General features: G+C 41.7%; 16 protein-coding genes. All 16 read left to right on the forward strand.

All coding sequences use genetic code 11. From position 1 onward, the window contains the following. Nucleotides 1–9 precede the first annotated feature (9 nt). The 16 genes from LG330_RS08745 to fliG all read left to right on the forward strand — a co-directional run bounded on the left by LG330_RS08745 (nt 10) and on the right by fliG (nt 17,009). Nucleotides 10–1,701, forward strand: coding sequence for a hypothetical protein (locus LG330_RS08745; protein WP_404409133.1), 1,692 nt, complete (start codon nt 10–12; stop codon nt 1,699–1,701). After that, nucleotides 1,698–1,967, forward strand: a complete 270-nt coding sequence (locus LG330_RS08750; RefSeq protein ID WP_404409135.1) for an EscU/YscU/HrcU family type III secretion system export apparatus switch protein — start codon at nt 1,698–1,700, stop codon at nt 1,965–1,967. Before LG330_RS08745 ends, LG330_RS08750 begins: the two co-directional genes overlap by 4 nt. A 120-nt stretch (nt 1,968–2,087) precedes the next feature. Beyond that, the gene (gene sucC / locus LG330_RS08755; RefSeq protein WP_404409137.1) at nt 2,088–3,248 is read left to right on the forward strand and encodes an ADP-forming succinate--CoA ligase subunit beta; all 1,161 of its coding nucleotides are present in this window, start codon (nt 2,088–2,090) and stop codon (nt 3,246–3,248) included. Between the two features lie 18 nt (nt 3,249–3,266). After that, entirely contained in the window at nt 3,267–4,169 is a 903-nt protein-coding gene (gene sucD / locus LG330_RS08760; protein ID WP_404409139.1) for a succinate--CoA ligase subunit alpha, read from the forward strand. A 68-nt stretch (nt 4,170–4,237) separates the two neighbouring features. Beyond that, complete coding sequence (dprA, locus tag LG330_RS08765) at nt 4,238–5,101, forward strand: DNA-processing protein DprA (protein WP_404409141.1); 864 nt, start codon at nt 4,238–4,240, stop codon at nt 5,099–5,101. Between the two features lie 371 nt (nt 5,102–5,472). Further along, entirely contained in the window at nt 5,473–7,551 is a 2,079-nt protein-coding gene (gene topA / locus LG330_RS08770; protein WP_404409143.1) for a type I DNA topoisomerase, read from the forward strand. A 61-nt stretch (nt 7,552–7,612) separates the two neighbouring features. After that, nucleotides 7,613–8,917 (forward strand): FADH(2)-oxidizing methylenetetrahydrofolate--tRNA-(uracil(54)-C(5))-methyltransferase TrmFO, encoded by a 1,305-nt coding sequence (gene trmFO / locus LG330_RS08775; RefSeq protein ID WP_404409145.1) that lies wholly within the window; start codon nt 7,613–7,615, stop codon nt 8,915–8,917. A 60-nt stretch (nt 8,918–8,977) separates the two neighbouring features. Then, nucleotides 8,978–9,874, forward strand: a complete 897-nt coding sequence (gene xerC / locus LG330_RS08780; RefSeq protein WP_404409147.1) for a tyrosine recombinase XerC — start codon at nt 8,978–8,980, stop codon at nt 9,872–9,874. Nucleotides 9,875–9,893: 19 nt separating this feature from the next. Beyond that, on the forward strand, nt 9,894–10,436 hold the full coding sequence (gene hslV, locus LG330_RS08785) for an ATP-dependent protease subunit HslV (protein ID WP_404409149.1): 543 nt from the start codon (nt 9,894–9,896) through the stop codon (nt 10,434–10,436). Nucleotides 10,437–10,448: 12 nt separating this feature from the next. Then, the gene (gene hslU / locus LG330_RS08790) at nt 10,449–11,861 is read left to right on the forward strand and encodes an HslU--HslV peptidase ATPase subunit (RefSeq protein WP_404409151.1); all 1,413 of its coding nucleotides are present in this window, start codon (nt 10,449–10,451) and stop codon (nt 11,859–11,861) included. Between the two features lie 70 nt (nt 11,862–11,931). Continuing rightward, nucleotides 11,932–12,708, forward strand: coding sequence for a GTP-sensing pleiotropic transcriptional regulator CodY (gene codY, locus LG330_RS08795; protein WP_404409153.1), 777 nt, complete (start codon nt 11,932–11,934; stop codon nt 12,706–12,708). Between the two features lie 471 nt (nt 12,709–13,179). Further along, nucleotides 13,180–13,569, forward strand: coding sequence for a flagellar basal body rod protein FlgB (gene flgB / locus LG330_RS08800; RefSeq protein WP_404409155.1), 390 nt, complete (start codon nt 13,180–13,182; stop codon nt 13,567–13,569). After that, the gene (gene flgC, locus LG330_RS08805; protein WP_404409157.1) at nt 13,569–14,027 is read left to right on the forward strand and encodes a flagellar basal body rod protein FlgC; all 459 of its coding nucleotides are present in this window, start codon (nt 13,569–13,571) and stop codon (nt 14,025–14,027) included. Before flgB ends, flgC begins: the two co-directional genes overlap by 1 nt. Before the next feature lie 52 nt (nt 14,028–14,079). After that, nucleotides 14,080–14,361 (forward strand): flagellar hook-basal body complex protein FliE, encoded by a 282-nt coding sequence (fliE, locus tag LG330_RS08810; protein ID WP_404409547.1) that lies wholly within the window; start codon nt 14,080–14,082, stop codon nt 14,359–14,361. Nucleotides 14,362–14,394: 33 nt separating this feature from the next. Next, nucleotides 14,395–15,984, forward strand: a complete 1,590-nt coding sequence (fliF, locus tag LG330_RS08815; RefSeq protein ID WP_404409159.1) for a flagellar basal-body MS-ring/collar protein FliF — start codon at nt 14,395–14,397, stop codon at nt 15,982–15,984. A gap of 11 nt (nt 15,985–15,995) precedes the next feature. After that, a complete protein-coding gene (gene fliG, locus LG330_RS08820; RefSeq protein ID WP_404409161.1) occupies nt 15,996–17,009 on the forward strand; it encodes a flagellar motor switch protein FliG in 1,014 nt (337 codons plus the stop codon). Nucleotide 17,010 lies beyond the last annotated feature (1 nt).

The raw sequence follows: 17,010 nt of genomic DNA on the forward strand, positions 1-17,010 counted from the left end.
GTGGTAAGGGTGTCATCATACATATCAGGACAGCATCGCCCGGTCGGCTCCCCACAGCCTGACCGTCAGCTCACACTGAAAGCAGGTCAGATGCTTCATGGAAAAGTGATAAAAAATCTGGGTAACCAGCAGATGGAACTGCAGATTGTCGGGAGAACCCTTACAGCGATCGTTGCCGGTGGATTAACAGAAGGTGAATCAAGGTGGTTTCAGGTAGAAAGTACAGGACAACCGCCAGTCATCAAGCCGGTTAAAACTGACGGATCAGGAAAACCGGATGTACAGCAGCTTTTGCAAACCATGGGACTGAGCGGAAATCGGGAAATGAGAGAGTTACTTACTTCTATGATCCGTCAGCAGCAGCCTGTTTCAGCTGAGAAATTAACTGCAGCAGCAGCTCTGTTAAGCGGTGCAGCTGATAAAAATGAGGGGCTGTCTGTACTCAAATGGATGATTTCAAAAGATCTGCCGCTGAAAGAAGCACTTTTTCAGCCGATTCTTACTGCAAATAAGAGCATGTCAAATCCACTATCCGGCCTGTTAAATCAGTTACAAAGTCAATTAAACGCTGCAGAAGAAGTTCCGCTCAGACAGATGATGCAATCTTTGCAGGATCCTTATACAAAAGTCATGCAGGATCAAGCCATTCAGCGACTTTTTGAAAAAGTGACTACAGGCACGTCCGCTGAAAAGAATCAGGCACTTGAAGCACTTAAAACAATGCAGCTGCTGCCGAAAGAAGCAACTTTGTCCAACTGGACTCAGGGAATGAACGCAGGAAATGCAGTGAAAGGAATTGAAAATCTGATCAAATCACTAGGAACACTGCCTCAAAACCAGGGTGTACAGACTCAGATCCTTGAACTGCAGCAATCGTTAAAATCCATACAGCAGCCGGGCGGCTTACAGCAGGCTGCTGAAGCTGTAATAAGAGGACAGCAAATGCTTCTGCAGGTAAAACCCCAGTCCCAGCTTAACAGCCTGCAGACATTGCAAATCCCATCACCTAACACGATGCAGCCGCAATTTTTTATTCAGATGTTAAATGAAGTGCAGCAAATGACCGGTCAGCAGAACAGTCCGGCATCCCTGCAGCTGATCTTGAAGGAGATCATTCACAAAATGGGAACTGACTACGAGGCGCGTTTATTAAATTCGGCCAGTCCCGCTGCTCAAGCCCAGACCGTTAAAGCGCAGCTTGTATCACTGATTGAAACAGCCGGTCTGAATACGCAGACAAGGGACACAGCTGAACAGCTTTTAAACCGGTTGAATGGCATGCAGCTATTATCAGCAGACAACGGACCGCAGCAGCAATTAATCATGCAATTCCCGCTTCAGCTTGGAGCAGATCAGACAGACGTCATGATGAAGATGAACGGGAGAAAGAAAAGTGATGGCACGATTGATCCCGATCATGTAAGAGTATTGTTTTATATTACACTTTCATCTTTGAATGAAAGCATTGTAGATATGAATGTACAAAACCGTATCGTGTCACTTGATATTTATAATGAGAATGATCACCTTGACAAGCTAGCGAAGCCTTTTATCCCTGCTCTGCAAACGGCACTTGAACAGGCAGGATACAGTTTTTCAGCGGTTAAATTTCACAGTACAAAAGAAGTGGACCCTCCGATACTCAATCCTGCAGAGGATGCGCTGTCGTCTGCTTATCATAAGGTGGATTTAAAAATATGAAGCAGCATAAAAGACTTGAAGCGGTAGCATTAACTTATAAATCAGAGACTGAACACGCTCCGGTTGTTTCAGCTAAAGGAAAAGGGAAGATAGCAGAATCGATTATTGAAAAAGCAAAGGCGCATAACGTACCGATTCAGCAGGATGAATCTCTTGTAGAGCTCCTCAGTCAGCTGGAATTAAATGAAACGATTCCGGATGAACTGTATCAGGCTGTAGCGGAAGTCTTTGCATTTTTATACAGGCTTGATCAGCAGAAAAAATAAGAGTATTCAGATAATGATCGATTTTTCACAATATCGCCTCAAATAGTAGACAGCACCACTTTCATTCTATACAATGAAAGCGCAGTCTATTTTCAAAAGAGTTTGATAGGAGGATGGAACATGAATATCCATGAGTATCAGGGAAAGGAACTCCTTAGAAAATATGGAGTAACTGTACCCCGCGGTTATGTGGCTTTCACGCCAAAAGAAGCTGTAGAAGCAGCAAAAGAACTCGGATCAGCAGTAACAGTTGTTAAAGCGCAGATCCATGCGGGTGGCCGCGGTAAAGCGGGCGGTGTAAAAATCGCAAAGAGTCTTGATGAAGTCCGTACATATGCAAAAGAATTACTTGGAAAAACACTTGTGACGCATCAGACAGGTCCGGAAGGTAAGGAAATTAAGCGCTTACTTATCGAAGAGGGCTGTGACATCAAAAAAGAATATTACATTGGACTTGTACTTGACCGTGCAACTTCACGCATTACTTTGATGGCATCTGAAGAAGGCGGAACAGAAATTGAAGAGGTTGCAGAAGCAACTCCTGAAAAAATCTTCCGTGAGACAATCGATCCTGTTGTAGGCCTGACAGCATTCCAGGCCCGCCGAATTGCTTTTAATATCAACATTCCTAAAGAAATGGTAAATAAAGCTGTACGCTTTATGCTTGGACTTTACAAAATGTTTGTTGAAAAAGATTGTTCAATTGCTGAGATCAACCCGCTTGTTACGACTGGAGACGGTAATGTAATGGCGCTTGATGCGAAATTGAACTTTGATGCAAATGCATTATACCGTCAGAAAGATGTGATGGAATTCCGTGACCTTGATGAAGAGGATGCGAAGGAAATCGAAGCATCTAAATATGACTTGAGCTACATTTCACTTGATGGAAACATCGGTTGTATGGTTAATGGTGCCGGACTTGCAATGGCAACGATGGATATTATTAAGCATTACGGCGGAGATCCCGCTAACTTCCTTGACGTTGGGGGCGGCGCGACAGCTGAAAAAGTAACTGAAGCATTCAAAATCATTCTTTCAGATGAAAATGTAAAAGGAATTTTTGTTAACATTTTCGGTGGAATTATGAAGTGCGATATTATTGCTGAAGGTGTTGTAGAAGCAGCTAAACAGGTTGGTCTTAAAGTACCGCTTGTTGTTCGCCTTGAAGGAACGAACGTAGAACTTGGCAAGAAAATTCTAAATGAGTCAGATCTTGATATCGTGGCAGCCGGCACAATGGCTGACGGAGCTCAAAAGATCGTCGAACTTGTAGGCTGAGAAAGGCAGGGAGCATAAATGAGTGTTTTTATTGATAAGAATACAAAAGTATTAGTTCAGGGAATCACAGGCTCTACGGCCCTATTCCATACAAAGCAGATGCTTGAATACGGTACACAGATCGTAGCAGGTGTTACACCTGGTAAAGGCGGCACGGAAGCTGAAGGCGTTCCAGTATTCAATACTGTAGAAGAAGCAGTTAAAGCGACTGGTGCTAACGTTTCAGTTATTTATGTACCGGCACCGTTTGCTGCTGATGCAATTCTTGAATGTGTAGATGCAGAGCTTGATATGGCAATCTGTATTACTGAGCACATTCCTGTTGTTGATATGGTAAAGGTTAAGCGTTACATGGAAGGCAGAAAGACACGCCTTGTCGGCCCTAACTGCCCGGGTGTGATTACGCCTGATGAGTGCAAAATCGGTATCATGCCTGGATATATTCATACAAAAGGGCATGTAGGTGTCGTTTCACGTTCAGGTACACTGACATATGAAGCTGTTCATCAGCTTTCTCAGGAAGGTATCGGACAGTCAACGGCTGTTGGTATCGGAGGAGACCCTGTAAATGGAACGAACTTCATCGATGCACTTGAAGCGTTTAACAATGACCCTGACACGGAAGCTGTCATCATGATTGGTGAAATCGGCGGGACTGCTGAAGAAGAAGCTGCAGAATGGGTTAAAGCCAATATGAAAAAACCTGTAGTCGGTTTCATCGGCGGCGCTACTGCACCTCCAGGGAAACGCATGGGTCACGCAGGTGCAATCATCTCAGGTGGTAAAGGTACAGCTGAAGAGAAGATCCGTGTGATGAATGAGTGTGGAATCGCTGTAGCAGAGACACCATCTGTTATGGGAGAAACACTGATCAAAGTGCTTAAAGAAAAAGGTTTATTCGATAAGTGTAAAACTCACTAATCGGCTATATTGAGCTGTCTGTATACAGGCAGCTCTTTTTCATATTTTAAATTAGAAGGAGATAAAAGATGACAGTTGAACAATTAAATAAGAAACTGCTCTATTTGCACTATATGAACGTTCTAACAAATAAACAACTTCTACTATGGCTGCAGGCAGATCCGGGTCTTGAAAGGCCTCTAAATAGCCCTCCGCAATCTATTAATCTCACACCTCACCAAAATCACAAGCTCACTTCATACACCACTTCAACCACTTTCAACGAAATTACCTCTCACATGACAGCTGCTCATACATCGTTTATTACGCTTTTTGATGAAATTTATCCAGAACGTTTATTAGAAATATATGACCCTCCAGTAGTTTTGTATACGAAGGGCAAAACTGACTACCTCGCTGATCTGAATCAGCTGGCGGTTATCGGATCAAGAAAAGCGGACAATTATACGAAAAAAGTACTGCAATCAATCATTCCTGACCTTATCAGCGCCGGAGTAGGCATCATCAGCGGAATGGCTAAAGGTGCAGACGGCATTGCGCATGAACTCGCTTTAAACGGACGAACGATTGGTATCACCGGAAGCGGCTTTCAACATCAATATCCTGCATCGAATCATTCGCTATATCAGAAAATGGAGCAATCGCAGCTTCTTCTTTCAGAGTATCCCCCATACGTAAAACCTCAAAAACATCATTTTCCTATGCGTAACAGAATTATTGCAGGCTGCTCTAAAGGGCTTTTAATTACACAGGCTGAAGCGAAAAGCGGCACGATGATCACAGTGGACAGAGCACTTGAGGAAGGCAGAGATGTCTTTGCTGTTCCAGGTCCGGCTGGGCATCCATTAAGTGAGGGAACTAACATGCTGATTGCCCAGGGTGCAAAGTGCACTGTATGCGCGGGGGACATATTAAATGAATGGTATCTATGATCATTTCTTTGGTCAGAGTGATGGCGAAACGGTGAAAAAATAGCATCAGGAACCTGTTTAACGTATTTCAGAATAGAGAAAATGAAAATAAAAAAGTTGCATTTTAAAAAAATATGGTTTACATTGTGTCTCAGACCGTAAAATGCACATAAGAAGAGATTTTTTCGATTTCTAAAGCTGAAACCGTTAACAAAACGAGTACAGCGCGCATTTAAGTAAAATAGCTTCAAAACCTGTTTGAAATAGATTTTACTGATAGAATAAGCACTCGTATGGAACCAAATTGATTTAAAAAGTAATTGACAAATGGAAAAACTTACACATATAGTTACGCATAAGAAGGTTAAGTAGACCTCCAGGGAGGATTAAGAATGGCAGATTTTTTAGTAATTGTTGAATCACCCGCCAAAGCAAAAACAATTGAGCGGTATTTAGGAAAGAAGTATAAAGTTAAAGCGTCTATGGGACATGTAAGAGACCTCCCGAAAAGCCAAATGGGTGTAGATGTTGAAAAGGAATTTGAACCAAAATATATTACAATCAGAGGTAAAGGCCCTGTCTTAAAAGAGCTTAAAACCGCAGCTAAAAAAGCGAAACGCGTATTTCTCGCAGCTGACCCCGACAGAGAAGGGGAGGCAATTGCGTGGCATTTAGCGCATAGCCTTGACCTTGATCTTGATTCGGAATGCCGGGTAGTGTTCAATGAAATTACCAAAGATGCGATTAAAGAATCCTTTAAGCATCCCCGTAAGATTGATATGGACAGAGTGGACGCGCAGCAGGCAAGACGAATTCTGGACCGTCTGGTAGGCTATAACATCAGCCCGATTTTATGGAAGAAAGTAAAAAAAGGTCTGAGTGCCGGCCGGGTTCAATCAGTTGCTGTACGTCTGATTATTGACCGTGAGAATGAAATCAAAAATTTTCAGCCTGAAGAGTACTGGACGATTGATGGCCAGTTCAAAAAAGGCAGTAAAGATTTCCAGGCTTCATTTTACGGGGTAAACGGTAAAAAGAAAAAGCTTGAAAATGAAGCGGATGTAAAAGAAGTATTAAATCAGATGAAGGGTAAAAAGTTTGAAGTTCAGAATGTAACAAAAAAAGAACGGAAACGAAACCCTGCTCCATCATTTATTACTTCATCACTGCAACAGGAAGCAGCGAGAAAACTGAATTACAGAGCACGTAAAACAATGATGCTTGCCCAGCAGCTTTACGAAGGAATTGACCTTGGTAAAAAAGAGGGTACGGTTGGTCTGATCACGTATATGAGAACAGACTCGACGCGCGTATCTGATGTGGCAAAAGCGGAAGCAGCAGGTTTGATTGAAGAGCAGTATGGAAAGGAATTCCTGACTTCTGAAAAACCAAAAGCTGCGAAAAAAAGCAATTCACAGGATGCGCACGAGGCAATTCGTCCGACAAGTGCTCTTAGAACACCACTTTCAGTTAAACAATATCTGAGCAGAGATCAGTACAGACTTTACAAGTTAATCTGGGAAAGATTTGTAGCAAGCCTGATGGCGCCTGCAGTTATGGATACGATGAGTGTAGATCTGATGAATGGTAATGTTCAATTCAGAGCAAGCGGCTCAAAAGTAAAGTTCTCAGGATTTATGAAAGTGTATATTGAAGGCAGTGATGACAAGTCAGATGATAAAGAAAACTATTTACCTGACCTGAAAGAAGGTGAAACGGTATCGTCTGATGATATCGAACCGAAACAGCACTATACGCAGCCGCCACCGAGATACACGGAGGCCAGACTTGTAAAAACGCTTGAGGAACTTGGTATAGGAAGACCTTCCACATATGCCCCAACGCTCGATACGATTCAAAAGAGAGGCTACGTTTCACTGGACAATAAACGATTTGTTCCCACTGAACTTGGTGAAATTGTGCTTGAACTAATTGTAGAATTTTTCCCTGAAATTATTGATGTGGAATTCACAGCAAAAATGGAGAAAGAGCTTGATGATGTAGAAGAAGGTCAGATACAATGGGTAAAGATTATAGATGAATTTTATAAAGACTTTGAAGGACACCTTGAAAAAGCCGAGCAGGAAATGGAAAAGGTGGAGATCAAAGACGAGTACGCCGGTGAAGATTGTGAAGAGTGCGGGAATGCAATGGTCATTAAAATGGGTCGCTACGGCCGTTTTATGGCATGCAGTAATTTCCCGGACTGCAGAAACACAAAGCCGATCGTAAAAGAAATCGGTGTGAAGTGTCCGACTTGTAAAGAAGGAAATGTCATTGAGCGTAAGAGTAAGAAAAACCGTATATTCTTTGGGTGTGACCGTTATCCTGAATGTGAGTACCTCTCATGGGATAAACCAGTCGACAGACAATGCCCGAAATGTGATACAACATTAATTGAAAAGAAACTGAAAAAGGGCAATCAAATTCAGTGTCCGACTTGTGATTATAAAGAAGAGCAACAGGTATAAATGGTCCTGGCGGTTTCTCCGCCAGGCTCTTTCTTGTGATTTTCAGAATGGAGGAAATAAAATGACACAAAGCGTGAATGTAATTGGAGCTGGACTTGCTGGAAGTGAAGCAGCCTGGCAAATTGCTGAAAGAGGAATTCCGGTTAATCTTTATGAAATGAGACCGGTCAGACAGACACCGGCACACCATACAGATAAATTTGCAGAGCTTGTTTGCAGTAACTCTCTTCGTGCCAACAGCCTGACAAATGCAGTGGGTGTATTAAAAGAAGAGATGCGTACACTTGATTCAGTCATCATTTCTGCAGCAGATGCAAGCTCGGTTCCAGCCGGTGGCGCACTGGCGGTTGACCGTCATGAATTTGCGGGATATGTAACTGAAAAAGTGAAAAACCACCCGAATGTAACAGTATATTCAGAAGAGATCACTGAGATTCCGGAAGGACCAACGATTATTGCAACTGGTCCGCTTACGACTGAAGGACTTGCTGAAAGCATTAAAAAAATGACAGGTGAAGAATACCTGTATTTCTACGATGCTGCTGCTCCAATTTTAGAAAAAGACAGCATCGATATGGATAAAGTGTATCTGAAATCCCGTTATGATAAAGGGGAAGCTGCTTACCTGAATTGCCCGATGACTGAAGAAGAGTTCAATCGATTTTATGATGCTTTAATAGAAGCTGAAGTCGTTCCGTTGAAAGAATTTGAAAAAGAAATTTACTTCGAAGGCTGTATGCCGGTTGAAGTAATGGCTGCGCGCGGACGAAAAACACTGCTTTTTGGTCCAATGAAGCCAGTCGGACTGGAAGATCCTAAAACAGGTAAGCGCCCTTATGCTGTGGTTCAATTGAGACAGGATGACGCAGCAGGGACTCTATATAATATCGTAGGCTTCCAGACTCACCTGAAGTGGGGGCCGCAAAAAGATGTGGTCAGATTGATTCCAGGACTTGAAAATGCTGAAATTGTGAGGTATGGTGTCATGCACCGCAATACTTTTATCAATTCACCCAGCGTTCTTAAATCAACTTATCAGCTGAAAGCAAGAGAGGACCTTTTCTTCGCAGGACAGATGACTGGTGTTGAAGGGTACGTTGAATCAGCTGCGAGCGGACTAGTTGCAGGTATAAATGCTGCGCGTCTTGTGAAAGGGGAAGAGCCATTGTTATTCCCAGCAGAAACTGCAATGGGAAGTATGGCGCGCTACATTACTCAGGCTGACACGAAAAATTTCCAGCCGATGAATGCTAATTTTGGTTTATTCCCAGACCTTGGAGAAAGAATCAAAAATAAGAAGGAACGTGCTGAGAAACACGCTGAACGCGCAATCGAAACAATTCAGAACTTTGTGAAAAAAGTGTAATATTAATTGCAATAGCCTCTAAATCATGATAAGATTTAGAGGCTTTTGTGAGGTGAAAAAATGATTCAATATTCTGATGAAGCAAAACATTCTTTTATTCAATTTTTACAAACTGAAAAGAATTACTCTTCATTAACTGTAGAACACTATATACATGATCTGGATCATTTTTTTGAATTCCTGAACCGGGAAGGTGTGGGACATCTTAATGAAACGGATGATCTGCTCGCAAGGGGCTACCTTGTCAGCCTCCATGAACAATCTTATTCGCGTGCATCTGTATCGCGAAAGATCTCGAGCCTGAAAACTTTTTTCAGCTATTTAAATAGAGAGAACCCGGAATTTATTAACCCTATGTCCTATGTGATCCATCCGAAAAAAGAAGGCAGGCTGCCTCATTTTTTTTATGAGAATGAAATGGAGCAGCTTTTTTTAGCGTGCAATGGAGATGATCCGCTGTCAAAAAGGAATAAAGCTTTACTTGAATTACTGTATGGCACTGGTATTCGTGTGGCAGAATGTACGGGTATTCAATTGAAAGATCTGGATCTTTCAATCGGAACAGTACTGATTAAAGGTAAGGGCAGTAAAGAAAGGTACGTTCCTTTTGGACATTTTGCTGAAAAGGCACTGCGGGACTACATTGATCATGCCAGAAATGAGCTCATGAAAGATCAGCACAACTTTCTGTTTGTGAATCATAGAGGGAGCCCGCTAACACCAAGAGGGGTCCGGCATATTTTAACTAAACTTGTGGAGCAGACTGCCTTAACACATTCTATTCATCCCCACATGCTCAGGCACACATTTGCTACACATATGTTAAACAGCGGAGCGGATCTCAGAACTGTACAGGAGCTGCTTGGACATGCGCATTTATCATCAACACAATTATATACGCATGTCACAAAAGAACATTTAAAAAATACTTATCAATCATTTCATCCAAGAGCCTAAACAAGAGAGAAGGGTGTTTATGGAACAATTTCACGCAACAACGATCTTTGCGATTAAACATAAAGATGGTGCAGCAATGGCTGGCGACGGTCAGGTGACAGTTGGAAATGCAGTAATCATGAAGAATACTGCGAGAAAGGTAAGGAAAATTTTCAATGGTCAGGTAGTTGCCGGGTTCGCCGGTTCAGTGGCAGATGCATTTACATTGTTTGAAATGTTTGAAGGGAAACTTCAGGAATATAACGGTAACCTGCAAAGAGCAGCAGTTGAAGTAGCTAAGCAGTGGAGAAGTGATAAAGTACTCAGGCGGCTTGAGGCCTTATTGATTGTGATGAATAAAGATGGTTTGCTGCTGATCTCAGGAACAGGTGAAGTAATAGAACCTGATGATGGGATTCTTGCGATCGGATCAGGCGGTAACTATGCACTTTCAGCAGGCAGAGCACTTAAACAGCATGCCGGAGAGCATATGACGGCGCGCGAGATTGCAAGTGCTTCACTACAGACAGCAGCTGACATTTGTGTATATACGAATCATAATATCATTGTGGAAGAGCTTTAAGGAGGCGGTCATATGAGACAGTCAACAGAGTTAACACCAAAGCAGATTGTTGAGAAGCTTGACCAGTATATCGTTGGTCAGCGTGAAGCAAAAAGAGCGGTTGCTGTAGCACTCAGAAACCGCTATAGAAGAAACCTGCTTGATGAATCAATGAGAAATGAAGTCATCCCTAAAAACATTCTGATGATGGGTCCTACAGGTGTAGGTAAAACTGAGATTGCAAGAAGAATTGCAAAGCTTGTCGGAGCACCTTTTATCAAAGTGGAAGCAACAAAGTTTACAGAGGTCGGTTATGTTGGACGGGACGTTGAATCCATGGTCCGTGACCTGATGGAAACTGCAGTCAGAATCGTTAAAGAAGAAAAGGTGGAATCAGTGCAGGGCAAAGCGGAAGAAAATGCGAATAAAAGGCTGGTAAAGCTGATTGTTCCTTCTGCTAAAAAGACTCAGAACTTTAAAAATCCTTTTGAAATGATGTTCGGAGGAAATGAGCAGAACCAGGATACTCAGTCTGATACTCAGGAAGAGGAGTCCTCTCTCAAAGAAAAGCGTAGAGAAATTGCCCGGAAACTCGATGCTGGGGAGCTTGAAGAGCGCATTGTCACAGTAGAAGTGGATGAGAATCAGTCAGCTTCCATGTATGACATGCTTCAGGGATCCGGTATGGAACAGATGGGTATGAATTTTCAGGATGCCCTAAGCAGCATGATGCCTAAAAAGAAGAAAAAACGTAAGCTGTCAGTAAAAGATGCCCGGAAGGTACTCACTCATGATGAAGCACATAAGCTGATTGATATGGATGAAGTATCCCAGCAAGCTCTTTACCGCGCAGAACAGACCGGGATTATATTTATAGATGAAATTGATAAAATTGCTTCAAAATCATCAGGTTCTAGCTCTCAGGATGTTTCAAGAGAAGGCGTTCAGCGTGATATTCTGCCGATTGTTGAAGGTTCAACTGTAAATACGAAGTATGGTCCGGTTAAAACCGATCACGTACTTTTTGTAGCTGCTGGTGCTTTCCATACTGCAAAGCCGTCAGATTTAATTCCTGAGCTTCAGGGCCGATTCCCAATCCGTGTAGAATTACAAAAGCTTGCTGTTGAAGACTTTGTAAGAATTCTCGTTGAACCGGATCATGCACTGTTAAAGCAGTATACAGCACTGATGGCCACTGAAGGAATTGAAGTTGACTTCACTGAGGATGCCGTAAGAAGACTTGCAGAGATTGCTTATCAGGTTAATCAGGAAACTGATAACATTGGTGCGAGAAGACTTCATACAATCATGGAAAAGCTGCTCGAGGATTTATCATTTGAGGCTTCTGACATCGCTCAGGGTACAATTTCAATCACACCTGCCTATGTCGATGAAAAGCTCGGTAAAATTGCCGGGAACAGAGATTTAAGTGAGTTCATTTTATAAATGTTTTGGGATTTTTGATTCAGGGAAAGATGATAAGAAAAAATAGATAATCGCAGGAGGAATTCAGGATATGAATTTACTAGGAAAAACAAGAGAAATTAACTCAATGCTGCAACAATCAGCCGGTAAACCGGTAAACTTTAAAGAGATGGCAGAAACATTGAGCAGCGTAATTGAAGCAAACGTATTTATCTTAAGCAGAAAAGGTAAACTGTTAGGGTTTGCTGTTAATCAGCAGATTGAAAATGAGCGTATGAAGCAAATGCTTGAAGATCGCCAATTCCCTGAGCAGTACACAAAAAATCTTTTCAATATTACAGAAACATCACCAAACCTTGATATCGACAGCGAATATACAGCGTTCCCTGTTGAAAATAAAGACCTTTTTGCTAAAGGTCTTACAACCATCGTGCCGATCATCGGCGGGGGAGACCGTCTGGGTACTTTAATTCTTGCCCGTGTTGAGCAGACATTCGAAGATGATGATCTGATTCTTGGTGAATACGGTGCAACAGTTGTAGGTATGGAAATTCTTCGTGAAAAAGCGGATGAAATCGAAGAGGAAGCAAGAAGTAAAGCAGTCGTTCAAATGGCGATCAGCTCACTTTCATACAGTGAACTTGAAGCGATTGAACACATCTTCGAAGAGCTTGACGGTAAAGAAGGCTTACTCGTAGCATCTAAGATTGCAGATCGGGTTGGAATTACACGCTCAGTCATCGTAAATGCACTCAGAAAGCTTGAAAGTGCAGGAGTAATTGAATCACGTTCACTTGGAATGAAAGGTACTTATATTAAGGTGCTGAATGATAAATTCCTATTTGAACTTGAAAACTTAAAGAAGTAACAATTCCTGAGCCGGTGTGAAATCCGGCTTTATTTAATGAAAAATATAATCTTTAACATAAAGATCTCAGATAAATTTACATTTCTTCATATTGAAAAGACAGCGAAATTCGCTGTCTTTTTTTGCTGTAATTCGTCAGAAAATAAATGTGTCCAAAATGTGGATTTAAACATACGAGTTCGACCAATACAAATGGATAATAGTGGATATTTGATTTCATTAAAATGACGACGGAAAGTGCTTTGTAATAGACTTTCCATTATTTGCACAACAGAATTATAAAACATGTGTTCTAAACTTTAAACTGATATAAAAGTATTGATTTTTTAAAATGCATCTTTAGACCTATAAAACTTTAGGGAGAAAGTATAGACTATATATGGTCCTACCATTAAAATGATGTATAAGTGATTTTTTATATCGGTTGAAATTAAGATATTTAGTCGATATATAAGGAAATGAGGTGTTTTGATGAATTTATTTTCAGGCACAATTACTTCTCTTGAAAGAGGACTGGATTATTCGGCAGTTAAGCAAAAAGTCATTGCAAACAATGTCGCAAATGTAGATACACCAGATTATAAGTCTAAAGATGTAAGCTTTAAAGCAATGTTACAGGATGAAATGAAATTGTCATCAGGTAGCGCTAACCCCAGACATTTTAACCTTACGTCTGACCAGGATGGTTCTCCTTCTGTTACCCAGCGACCTTATAGTATTCGCGAAAACGGAAATGGAGTCGACATGGATAAAGAAATGGCAGACCTTGCAACGAATCAGATTTATTATAACTCTCTTATTGAAAGAATTAGCGGGAAGTTCGGTTCGCTTAAAAGTGTGATTAAAGGAGGAGGCCAGTAATGACAATGTTTCATTCGATGAATACGACTGCTTCAGCGTTAACTTCACAACGTCTCCGAATGGATGTCATTTCATCTAATATGGCAAATGTCGATACGACAAGAGCAACATTTGAAAATGGTGAATGGCAGCCTTATAAAAGAAAATCAGTTGTTTTAAAACCACAGGGTGAGAACTTCTCATCATTTTTAAACACAGCGATGAATAAACCATCCAATGCAGGACAGGGAGTTACCGTCTCAAGAATTATCGAGGACAACAATACACCTGGCGAACTGCTTTATGATCCGGAGCATCCGGATGCGAATGAAGAAGGATATGTTGAAATGCCAAATGTGGATCCACTCAGAGAGATGGTTGACCTTATGTCAGCCACCCGTTCATATGAAGGTAACGTAACAGTATTTAATGCTAACAAGTCAATGATGATGCAGGCCCTGCAGATTGGGCGATCTTAATATCCGAAGGGAAGATAGCTAAGTGTCCATACAACAAATTAGTACGGCAGGTTTGAACCTTTTAAGTCCGTCAACTGAACAACATTCAACTAAAATTTCACCATATAATGCACAGCAGAATTTCGCAGCGATGTTAAAAGACTCTATTAATGAAGTAAACGCTGCCCAAATTGAAAGTGACAAGATGACAACCCGAATGATCAATGGTGAGAATGTAGAACTTCATGACGTGATGATCGCTTCCCAAAAGGCGTCTGTGTCCCTCAACCTGACAATGGAAATGAGAAATAAAGCTGTTGAAGCGTATCAGGAAATTATGAGGATGCCTGTATAACAACATTTTTAAATGGGAGACCGGAGGATTGTCATGAACGAAAGATTTAATCGGATATTTACTAGCGCAAAGACATTCGCCGGCACGAGATCTAAAAAACAGTGGGGTTTAATTGGCGGCATCGCAGTATTAGCCATTTTTCTAATTGTGCTTATAACTTTTTTTTCAACCAGACAGACAATGGTGCCGTTATACAGTAATTTAACGCCTTCAGAAACAGGGATGATTAAAGAAACACTTGATGGCAGAGGAATACCTTCTGAAATAACTGAAGGCGGAACTGCGATCCTTGTGCCTGATGTGCAGGCTGAAACCTTAATGGTGGAGCTTGCCGCTGAAGGAATTCCGAACACTGGTAATATTGATTACTCATTTTTTAGTGAAAATGCCGGTTTTGGTATGACTGACAATGAATTTAAAGTCATGCATGTAGATGCGATGCAAACGGAGATCGCGACATTACTTAAAGGAATTGATGGGGTGCAGGACGCCAGAGTCATGATCACGATTCCGGAGCAGGGCGTATTCTTAAATGATAACCCGGAACAGTCTTCTGCATCTGTCGTGCTGAACACACAACCGGGTTATCAGTTTGATGAGGGTCAGGTGCAGTCACTTTATCACCTTGTTTCTAAAAGTGTACCTGATCTGCCTACTGAGAATATCGTCATTATGAATCAGTTCTTTGAGTACTTTGATATGCAAGATCAAAATTCGTCTCTTGCAGGAGTGAATTTGACAGACCAGATGGCCCTGAAACAGACGGTGGAAAGAGATCTCCAGCGTCAGGTGCAAATGCTTCTCGGCACACTGGTAGGACAGGAGAAAGTCGTTGTCAGTGTGACGACAGATATTGATTTTGATCAGGAAAATCGCGAAGTAAATGAAGTAACGCCTGTTGATGAAGAGAATATGGAAGGGATTGAAGTCAGCGCCAGAAGAATTACAGAAACGTTTGAAGGTACTGATGAAGCAGGAGGGGTCCCGGAAGGACAGGACCCTGCTGATAACCTAACAGGATTTGTAGAAGGTGCAAATGGTTCAGGAGATTATGAGCGTGAAGAAGAAACGGTTAATTACGAAGTAAATCGGATCAGAAGAGAGATTGTTGAGAGTCCCTACCGGATCCGTGATATTGGATTCCAGGTGATGGTTGAACCGCCTGACCCTGATAATCCTGCTTCACTGCCGGCTCAAAGTATTGCTGACATTGAAAATATGCTCGAAACCATTATCAGTACCTCTTTAGATGCTGATGTTGCTGCTGAAATAACACCTGAAGAGATCGCGGATAAAGTCGTTGTATCTGCACAGGTGTTCAATGGAAGAGCAGACTTTGGTGAAACTGAAACATCACCGGCTATTCCATTATGGGCATATATCGTTGGAGGCGTATTAATACTTGTCATTATTGGTTTAGTATTCTTCATCATCCGTTCACGCAGACAGGTTGAAGAGGAAGAAGAATTCTTTATTGAAACCGAAGAACCAATAGATGTGCCGGATGTTAACAATGAAAAAGAAACAGAAGGCACCCTGAAGAGAAAACAGCTGGAAAAAATGGCGAAAGAAAAGCCGGAAGAATTCGCAAAACTTCTTAGGTCCTGGATTGCTGATGAATAGGAGTGTTATAGGTGGCTAGAAGAGAAAAAGAATTAAGCGGGAAGCAAAAGGCAGCAATATTGCTCATCTCACTTGGACCTGATGTAGCATCTTCTGTTTATAAGCATTTGGATGAAGAAGAGATCGAGCGTCTGACACTTGAAATCTCAGGTGTGAAAAAAGTTGAATCTGAAGTGAAAGAAGAAATTCTAGAGGAATTTCATCATATCGCACTGGCTCAGGATTACATTTCTCAGGGCGGTATTGGTTATGCAAAATCAGTTCTTGAAAAAGCTTTAGGAGCTGAGCAGGCAAGCGCGGTCATTAACAGGCTGACATCTTCACTGCAGGTGAGACCTTTTGACTTTGCAAAGCGGGCTGATCCGATGCAGATTTTCAACTTTATTCAAAATGAACATCCACAGACGATCGCACTGATACTTTCATATTTGAATCCTCAGCAGGCTGGCCAGATTTTATCAAGCCTGCCACAGGATGTACAGGCAGATATTGCGAAAAGAATCGCCGTCATGGACAGTACAAGCCCTGAAGTAATCAGTGAAATTGAATCGGTGCTTGAACGAAAGCTTTCAAGTACTGTACAGCAGGATCATACAGAAACCGGTGGAATAGAATCTGTAGTTGAGGTATTAAATGGTGTGGACAGAGCGACTGAAAAGACGATACTGGATTCACTTGAAATACAGGATCCTGAACTTGCTGAAGAGATTAAAAAGAGAATGTTTGTATTTGAAGATATTGTCACACTTGATAATCGCTCAATACAGCGTGTGATCAGGGATTGTGAAAATGAAGACCTGCTCCTTTCAATGAAAGTGTCAGCTGATGATGTGAAAAATGTATTGTTTAAAAACATGTCACAGCGGATGGCTGAAAACTTTAAAGAAGAGATGGAATACATGGGTCCAGTCAGATTGCGTGATGTGGAAGAAGCTCAAAGCAGAATTGTAGCCGTGATCAGAAGACTCGAAGAAGCAGGGGAAATCATCGTAGCGCGCGGTGGAGGAGATGATGTAATTGTCTAGA

Source organism: Jeotgalibacillus malaysiensis (assembly GCF_044789845.1).
GTDB classification, from domain to species: domain Bacteria; phylum Bacillota; class Bacilli; order Bacillales; family Jeotgalibacillaceae; genus Jeotgalibacillus; species Jeotgalibacillus malaysiensis_A.

Bases quoted from the DNA above. Each gene is read 5' to 3' on its own strand.
- LG330_RS08750 (WP_404409135.1), top strand. From the start codon at position 1,698: ATGAAGCAGCATAAAAGACTTGAAGCGGTAGCATTAACTTATAAATCA.
- sucC (WP_404409137.1), top strand. From the start codon at position 2,088: ATGAATATCCATGAGTATCAGGGAAAGGAACTCCTTAGAAAATATGGA.
- sucD (WP_404409139.1), top strand. From the start codon at position 3,267: ATGAGTGTTTTTATTGATAAGAATACAAAAGTATTAGTTCAGGGAATC.
- dprA (WP_404409141.1), top strand. From the start codon at position 4,238: ATGACAGTTGAACAATTAAATAAGAAACTGCTCTATTTGCACTATATG.
- topA (WP_404409143.1), top strand. From the start codon at position 5,473: ATGGCAGATTTTTTAGTAATTGTTGAATCACCCGCCAAAGCAAAAACA.
- trmFO (WP_404409145.1), top strand. From the start codon at position 7,613: ATGACACAAAGCGTGAATGTAATTGGAGCTGGACTTGCTGGAAGTGAA.
- xerC (WP_404409147.1), top strand. From the start codon at position 8,978: ATGATTCAATATTCTGATGAAGCAAAACATTCTTTTATTCAATTTTTA.
- hslV (WP_404409149.1), top strand. From the start codon at position 9,894: ATGGAACAATTTCACGCAACAACGATCTTTGCGATTAAACATAAAGAT.
- hslU (WP_404409151.1), top strand. From the start codon at position 10,449: ATGAGACAGTCAACAGAGTTAACACCAAAGCAGATTGTTGAGAAGCTT.
- codY (WP_404409153.1), top strand. From the start codon at position 11,932: ATGAATTTACTAGGAAAAACAAGAGAAATTAACTCAATGCTGCAACAA.
- flgB (WP_404409155.1), top strand. From the start codon at position 13,180: ATGAATTTATTTTCAGGCACAATTACTTCTCTTGAAAGAGGACTGGAT.
- flgC (WP_404409157.1), top strand. From the start codon at position 13,569: ATGACAATGTTTCATTCGATGAATACGACTGCTTCAGCGTTAACTTCA.
- fliF (WP_404409159.1), top strand. From the start codon at position 14,395: ATGAACGAAAGATTTAATCGGATATTTACTAGCGCAAAGACATTCGCC.